Source organism: Mesorhizobium sp. WSM4845 (assembly GCF_055811455.1).
Map to the genome: position 1 here is coordinate 117,555 of NZ_JBVVQA010000021.1, position 7,236 is coordinate 124,790.

A 7,236-nucleotide genomic window follows, 5' to 3' on the forward strand; every position below is an offset into this window, starting at 1 on the left:
GGTCGGCATGGCCGAAGTCAGGATCACCGGCTTGCACAAGCGCTACGGCGCCTTCCATGCCGTGCGCGGCATAGACCTGGACATTCGCGACGGCGAGTTCACCGTGCTGGTCGGCCCGTCCGGCTGTGGCAAGAGTACGCTGCTGAGGACCATTGCAGGGCTGGAGGAGAGTTCGGAAGGCACGATCGAGATCGGCGGCGAAGTGGTCAACGATTTCCGACCGCGCGACCGTGACGTGGCGATGGTGTTCCAGGACTATGCGCTTTATCCCCACATGAACGTGGCGAAAAACATTGGCTTCGGCCTAAAGGCGCGAAAAATGCCGAAATCGGAGGTGGAGACGCGCGTCGCCGAGGCGGCGCGCATGCTTGGCATCACCCCGCTGCTCGGGCGCTTTCCGCGCCAATTGTCCGGCGGGCAGCGCCAGCGGGTCGCCATCGGCCGCGCCATTGTCCGCAGCCCGCGCATTTTCCTGTTCGACGAGCCGCTGTCCAACCTCGACGCGCAGCTTCGCGACGAGATGCGCGGCGAGATCAAGCGCCTTCACCAGGACATTGCGACAACGATGATCTACGTCACCCATGACCAGATCGAAGCGATGACTCTGGCTGACCGCATCGTGCTGATGCGCGACGGAATGATCGAGCAGCAGGGCGCGCCGCTCGAGCTGTTCGAGCGCCCCGCCTCGACCTTCGTCGCTGGCTTTCTCGGTTCGCCGCGGATGAGCTTCCTGCCGGGCACGCTGAAGTTGGACGGCAGCGCTGCCGCCATCCGGCTCTCCGAGGCGCTGCTTCCGGTCGCCCCCGGCCGGAGCCTGAATGGCGCCATTGACGGACAGGCGGTGCTGCTTGGACTGCGGCCAGAACATCTGACGCGCGCGCATGCTGCGACACCTGCGCAGGGCACGTTTCGCTACGACGCAACGATCGACCTGCTGCAGCCGACCGGCTCGCGCAGCTATGCGACCTTCCGCCTGGCCGGCGCGCCGGTGATGGCGGAACTGCAGGCGCACGACGTCAGTCGTCCCGGCGAGAGACTGCCGATCGACATCAACATGAACCGGGCCTCGATTTTCGACGCCAAGACCGAGAGAGCGATTTGACCACGGCAGCACCTCGAGCAATCCGCTTGTGTGGGACCGAACAGGTCGATCCGCAGTTGCGGACACTGCGCGCGGGACCCTTGTCGGTCGAGTTTGACAATGGGGCGATACGCTATGTGCGGATCGGCGGGGTCGAGGTTCTGCGCGGGATTTCATTTCTCGTACGGGACGAGAACTGGGGAACCGAGACGCCCGTTCTCGATGACCTTCAGATCGATGAAAAGCCGGATGCGTTCAGCGTCGCCTATCGTGGAACATGCGCCGGTGCGTGCGGTCGGCTGGTCTATCAGGCGCGGATCGCAGGCGGGAGCGACGGTGCGCTGTCGTTTGTGGTGGAGGCAGAGCCCGAAACTGACGTATTGACCAACAGAACCGGCTTCGTCGTGCTGCATCCGATCGAGGGTTTGGCCGGCAAGCCGGTAAAGGTGCTGCACGAGGACGGTCGCGAAAAACTCTCGCTTTTTCCGGACTACATCGATCCTAGGTGTCCGTTCACCGACATTCGCGCGCTTTCGCACGAGATCGTGCCTGGAATCTGGGCCACATGCACCATGGAAGGTGACGCCTTTGAGATGGAGGATCAGCGCAATTGGTCCGACGCCTCCTACAAAACCTATGTCCGTCCCCTGCGTCGCCCGTGGCCCTACAGATTGCCGAAAGGCGAGAAATTCACGCAGGCCGTCCGACTTCAGCTGTTGGGAACGCTCCCTGCCGGGTCTTCCAAAAACCCCGATCCATCCATCAACCTGACGATTGGCAGAGCCATCGGTCGAGTGCCCCGCATTGGCATCGGCGTCGCTGCCGACGAGGCGAAGCACGCGTTTGAAGTCGCCGAGCTCATTCGACCATTGGCTCCGCAGTGGGTGGTCTGCCAAGTCGATCTCCGGTTCGGGCACGGCCAGGATGAACTTGAAGGTTACACCGCCCTGGCACAGTTGACCGGCGCTGGCGTCGTACTTGAGATCATCACCAAGGGCACGCTCGATCCTTTCGGCGAATTGGCGCCTCTCGCGGATGCTGTCCAAAGCCTTCGCCTCAATCCAGAAGCTGTCTCCGTCTTTCCGGCGCAGGACATGAAGTCGGTGCAGCCGGGAGCACCGTGGCCGGCGATGCCCACCTTCGAGCAAAACTACGCCGCCGCCCGCCGGGCTTTCCCCGGGGTGCCGCTGGGCGGCGGCATGGCCGCATACTTCACCGAGCTAAACCGCAAGCGTCCGCCAACCGGAGCGCTCGACTACGCAACCTTCACCACCTGTCCAAACGTGCACGCAGCAGATGATGTCTCCGTAATGGAGACGCTTCAGGCTATCCCCCATCTGATCCGCTCTACCCGTGCTTTCATGGGCGACCGCTTGCCCCTGCGTATTGGTCCCAGTCAGCTAGGCTGCCGCGAGAACCCCTACGGCAAGTCCACTGCGCCGAATGATGCGAACGGTCGCGTCTGTCTGAGCCGCATCGATCCTCGGCAGCGCGGCCTGTTCAATGCGGCTTGGACAGTCGGCTATTTCGCGGCCTGCGCGCGCGAGGGAATCGAGGCCGTCGCATTCGGCGACTTCACCGGCCCGTTCGGATACGTCTACAGGAAGGCCGATTTCGTGCAGCCGTGGTTTGACGAACAGGATGGCCGAATGGTGTATCCCGCTTTCCATGTCATGGCAGGCCTCTCAAAACTCAGTGGGGCCACCCTGCTGTCCGTGGCAACTTCCGGAGCTGACAGCATCGCGGCGATCGCGGCCGAAAAAGACGGGCGCATGACGCTGTGGCTCTCGAATCTTACTGCCAAAAAGCAATCAGTGCAGCTTTCGGATACGCCGAACAGCGCCCGCATTGCTCTTCTTGCTGCCGACCAGTTCGAGCGGGCGGCAGCCGATCCGAACTTCATGGAAAGTCCCGGAAGACGGTTGGATGACCAATTCATCTCTCTTGACGCCTACGCCGTGGCGCGAGTCGATCTCCACCGTTCGTCTTCGACATAGCCCGGTGGACGGTAGATTGGTGGGGTTGATGTAGCGGAGAACAGAGTCAACGTCCGCACTTGCGTTCAGTTTCGGATGCCCGTTATGGCGCTCTTTGCTAGTTCCCGCCGACCAGTTCAAGCAGCAATGTTCTCGGCCATTGGCGGCAGCCAGTCTGATTTGAGTTTGAGCCCAATCTTCGAAACGCTGCCCTCAAAATTTTGAATGGCGCCAGCGCCCCGGGGCATGCGGCGGGAGCACCGTCGCGCCACGCCACGCGGTTCAACGCGCCGAGGGGATAATAGCGTCACACTTGTTACTCCCACTGGTTGTTTTCCGGTGCCAAACTATTTTAGGCCCAACAACCAGCGATGAGCAGCGAATGAGCCGTGCTTCAGCGACGCGGGAATTCGCCCAGATCAGGAGGAAGCCATGACTTCAGCAGCCAAGAGCGAACGGAAAAGCGGACAGACTGCCATGCGCACACCACCGGTGGTGTCGCCGCAGGAGTGGGAAGCGGCCCACGCGCAGCTGCTCGTGAAGGAAAAGGCCCAGACCCGCGCCCGTGATGCGCTGGCCGCCGAGCGGCGGCGGATGCCGTGGATGGTGGTGGAGAAGAATTATGCGTTCGAGGGGCCTGACGGGAAGGTGAGCCTGCTCGACCTGTTCGACGGTCGCCGTCAGCTGATCGTCTACCGCGCCTTCTTCGAGCCGGGAGTGTTCGGCTGGCCCGACCATGCCTGCCGCGGCTGCTCCATGGTGGCCGACCAGGTCGCCCACCTCGCCCATCTGAACGCCCGTGACACCACTCTCGTCTTCGTCTCGCGTGCGCCTCAGGCTGATATCGCGCGGCTAAAGGCGCGGATGGGCTGGGAGATACCATGGTTCACCCTCACCGACAGCTTCGACGCCGATTTCGGCGTCGAAGAGTGGCACGGCCACAACGTGTTCATCCGCGACGGCGACCGCGTGTTCCGCACCTACTTCATCAACAACCGCGGCGACGAGCAGATGGGCGGCACCTGGAACTATCTCGACATCACGCCGCTGGGCCGGCAGGAGGCCTGGGAGGACTCGCCCGAGGGCTATCCGCAGACGCCGGCCTATAAATGGTGGAACTGGCACGACAGCTACGCCGCGGATCCGGCAGCCGACAAGAAGTGGGCCGAGGTGTCGGCCGCAGGCGAGGCGGCGTTCCGGGAGGCGAGCACGAAGCAATGAGCCAGACCTGACCCGCTGAGATCGACGGCGGCGGCGTCGAAACGCAGGAATCCTGTTCCCAGCGGCGCTGGCGCGGCGGCTCATGAGCGATCCCTGCGCTGTTGCCGTGTTGTTCCCCCAACCGGACAACCTCGGAGGGCGTCCGGCGGTAGTGCTGGATCAAGTCAATTGATCACGGCCGATTCACGCTGTTCGTCAGCCCATTGACGTACATGACCAGGTTCAGCGGATCGAACCTGAGGCCGTGGAACTTGGCCGCGAAGCGCCCGCCGCGGTCGATCGCGTGCGTCACCAAGCCATGCATCTGCTGGCCGCCTTCGAGCGGATCGAAACGGACGTTGTATTGCTCGGACAGCTTGCGCGTCGCATCCTCCGCCTGCCCTTCGCGGGTGGTCAGGAAGGTCCAGTTGCGCGGGTCGAGCCCGTGCGCTTCGCCGTATCCCTTCATGACCTCGGGCGTGTCTGACTTCGGGTCTGTCGTCACCGTCAGGAACTGCACCACGTCCTTCATGGGCGTTTCGTTGACCATCGCCTGGACGCGGGCGATCAGGTCGGAGTGCAGCGGGCAGACGTCGGTGCAACTCGCGAACACGAAATTGAGTACAACGACCTTGTCGGCGAAATCCGAGAGGCGGACCGGATTGCCTTCGTCGTCGGCCAGATCGAATCCCGGCGCTGCGGGAGCGTCGATCGCCTGGAAATATTTCTCCTCGCTGCCCATAAGCCTGTCGAGATCGGCGCCCGGATGATGGGCAAATGCGGGAAGCGCGAGGACAGACGTGACGGCCATCGCGGCGAGAAGTGTTCTTCTGTTCATCTCCGTTCTCCGGTTTGGTCGAGTTCTCGTACGATGATCCCTTCGAAGAAGGAAACCATCTCGGGGGTGTCCCATTCGGCGGGTCCGGCGAGTCGCGCGAGCTCGTTTCCGTCCGGGCCGATCAGAAGCGTGGCTGGCAGGCCGAACAGTCCCAACGCGCGGATCGCAGTCCCGTCCTGGTCGATGAAGACGGGGAGTTTGACCCCGATCTCGTCGAAGAACTTCCGGACTGCGCCGGCTCCCGCTCGGTCCACCGAAAGGGCGACGACATCGAATCCCTCGCCGCCGAGCCGCCCCTGAAGGCGGTTGAGCGTGGGCATTTCGGCCCGGCAGGGCGCACACCAGGTCGCCCAGACGTTGAGCAGCACCATCTTGCCGCGCCAATCTTCGAGAGATTGCGGCTCTCCCGCCTCGTCGGCGAGGATGAGCTCGGGCAAGGGCTGCGGCTCCTCGTGCAGCGGCATCACTGTCGGTTCCTGCGCGTGCGCGTTGCCCACGGCCACAAGGACGGCAAGTATCAGCGCCGACAGGATCGTCTTCACTGCGTCTTCTCCTGCTCGCGGCGGCTCATCTCCGACTGGTAGGCGCGCTCCCGCTCCGGCCATGTGCTCTTGATGAAGGCGAGAACGGCGCGGATCTCCTCGTCGCTCAAAATGTCCTCGAATCCCGGCATGTCGCTAGCGTACCCGTTGCCCACCACGGCGGCTGGACCCTCTTTGGTGATCCGGAACAGCACCCCGTCCGGGTGGTGCCAGGTGTGCCCGGACGCATCGTGCGGCGGGGCGGGCATGCGTCCCGAGGGAAGCTGCCTCTTCCAGTCAGGCTGGCCTTCGAGGCTGGCCCCGTGGCAGGAGGCGCAGTTCGCGGAATAGAGCTGCCGTCCCCGCGCAATTGCCGCGGCCTCGCTTGCTCCGAACGACCAGATCAAGGCGAGGGCGGCAACTCCCAAAAGCGTTGCGAAGCCGAGGATAACAGCCTGCCTGCTCATTTGCGGCCGCTGAAGAACAGGTACTTCACCAAGGTCGCGACCGCGAGAACGAGCGCAACTGCGAGCAGGAGCCAGCCCACACCCATGCCCAGCATCATGCCGCCCATGCCTTCCATCATTCCGCCGTCCATCGTTGTCGGCTCCTTTTCCGCGTCTCGTTGCAGGCCTATTCCCGCGCGTATACGCCGCCCACGCTGCCAGACTTGGTGATCTCCAGCATCTCGAACGGCGCTTCCTTGGTGCCGCTCATTCCCGGCGAGCCCATTGGCATGCCGGGCAGCGTCACGCCCTTGATGTCGGGCCGCTCCGTGAGCAGCTTCTTGACCGTGCCGACGGGGACGTGGCCGCTGACGACGTAGCCGTCCACGAATGACAGGTGGCAGCCCTGGAATTCGTCCGCGATGCCTGCCTCGCGGCTCATCTCGGCGAGGTCGTGGGTGGCCTTGCTGGTGACGGTGAAGCCGTTCTCCCGCAGGTACTCGGCATAGCCTTCGCAGCAGCCGCACTGCGGGTTCTTGTAGAGGGTGACGTCCTTCTCGCCCGCGAGCGCCGGGACGGCAGCCCAGACGAAGGAAGCGAGGGCGACGGCATTCAGGATAGTACGCATTTTCGGTTCTCCTTTTGAGGGATTGGTCAGGCGACGCGGAAGACGCCCATCATCCCGGCGGCCTGGTGTTCGAGTATGTGGCAATGGAGCATCCAGTCGCCCGGATTGTCGGCAACGAGGGCGATCTCCACCCGCTCGCGCGGAGACATGAGCACCGTGTCCTGCCACTCGCGGTGCTTGCTAGGCTTGCCGTTCCGGGAGATCACCCGGAAGGAATGGCCGTGCAGGTGGATCGGATGATGCCAGGCCGTCGCGTTGGTCATCGCGATGGCATGGCTCTTGTCCCGCGCAAGCGTCAGCATCGGGTCCATGACGTGCCCTTCCGCCGCGATGCCGTTGATGAACCAGATGCCGCCGGAGTGCATCATGTTCATCATGCCGCCCATGCTGCCCATCATGCCGCCAACGGCGCCGGGGGAATGCTTGCGCGTGTCGCCCATGCTGCCGCCCATCTCCTGCATGACCATGGCTCCCATCATGCCGCCGTTGAAGGTGACCTCGTGCCGGACGGCCGATGCAAGGTCCGGCTCCGGCAGCGGGTTGGGC

9 protein-coding genes are annotated in these 7,236 nt (G+C 63.6%); 3 read left to right on the forward strand and 6 right to left on the reverse strand.

The genetic code is table 11. From position 1 onward, the window contains the following. Positions 1-7 precede the first annotated feature (7 nt). The 3 genes from AC0L2C_RS22740 (at position 8) to AC0L2C_RS22750 (ending at position 4,278) form a co-directional block, all read left to right on the forward strand. A complete protein-coding gene (locus AC0L2C_RS22740) occupies positions 8-1,102 on the forward strand; it encodes an ABC transporter ATP-binding protein (protein ID WP_091598167.1) in 1,095 nt (364 codons plus the stop codon). Then, positions 1,099-3,078 (forward strand): D-apionate lactonase family protein, encoded by a 1,980-nt coding sequence (locus tag AC0L2C_RS22745; RefSeq protein ID WP_287363065.1) that lies wholly within the window; start codon positions 1,099-1,101, stop codon positions 3,076-3,078. Before AC0L2C_RS22740 ends, AC0L2C_RS22745 begins: the two co-directional genes overlap by 4 nt. Positions 3,079-3,489: 411 nt before the next feature. Further along, positions 3,490-4,278 carry a DUF899 domain-containing protein gene (locus AC0L2C_RS22750; protein WP_287242092.1) on the forward strand — a complete coding sequence of 263 codons (789 nt, stop codon included), beginning with the start codon at positions 3,490-3,492 and terminating at the stop codon, positions 4,276-4,278. A 172-nt stretch (positions 4,279-4,450) separates the two neighbouring features. On the opposite strand, the gene AC0L2C_RS22755 is transcribed toward AC0L2C_RS22750, so the two are convergent. From AC0L2C_RS22755 to AC0L2C_RS22780, 6 genes are all read right to left on the reverse strand, one after another. After that, positions 4,451-5,095 carry an SCO family protein gene (locus AC0L2C_RS22755; protein WP_128246857.1) on the reverse strand — a complete coding sequence of 215 codons (645 nt, stop codon included), beginning with the start codon at positions 5,093-5,095 and terminating at the stop codon, positions 4,451-4,453. Then, positions 5,092-5,637 (reverse strand): TlpA family protein disulfide reductase, encoded by a 546-nt coding sequence (locus AC0L2C_RS22760; protein ID WP_287175326.1) that lies wholly within the window; start codon positions 5,635-5,637, stop codon positions 5,092-5,094. The genes AC0L2C_RS22755 and AC0L2C_RS22760 overlap by 4 nt, the downstream gene beginning before the upstream one ends. After that, positions 5,634-6,083 (reverse strand): c-type cytochrome, encoded by a 450-nt coding sequence (locus AC0L2C_RS22765; protein WP_473524504.1) that lies wholly within the window; start codon positions 6,081-6,083, stop codon positions 5,634-5,636. The genes AC0L2C_RS22760 and AC0L2C_RS22765 overlap by 4 nt, the downstream gene beginning before the upstream one ends. After that, positions 6,080-6,214, reverse strand: a complete 135-nt coding sequence (locus AC0L2C_RS22770; protein ID WP_023803571.1) for a hypothetical protein — start codon at positions 6,212-6,214, stop codon at positions 6,080-6,082. Before AC0L2C_RS22770 ends, AC0L2C_RS22765 begins: the two co-directional genes overlap by 4 nt. A gap of 35 nt (positions 6,215-6,249) precedes the next feature. Then, positions 6,250-6,690: a DUF411 domain-containing protein gene (locus tag AC0L2C_RS22775; protein WP_023803572.1), complete on the reverse strand. Its 441-nt coding sequence runs from the start codon at positions 6,688-6,690 to the stop codon at positions 6,250-6,252. A gap of 26 nt (positions 6,691-6,716) precedes the next feature. Next, on the reverse strand, positions 6,717-7,236 hold a 520-nt coding region (locus AC0L2C_RS22780; protein WP_473524505.1), incomplete at its 5' end, for a multicopper oxidase domain-containing protein.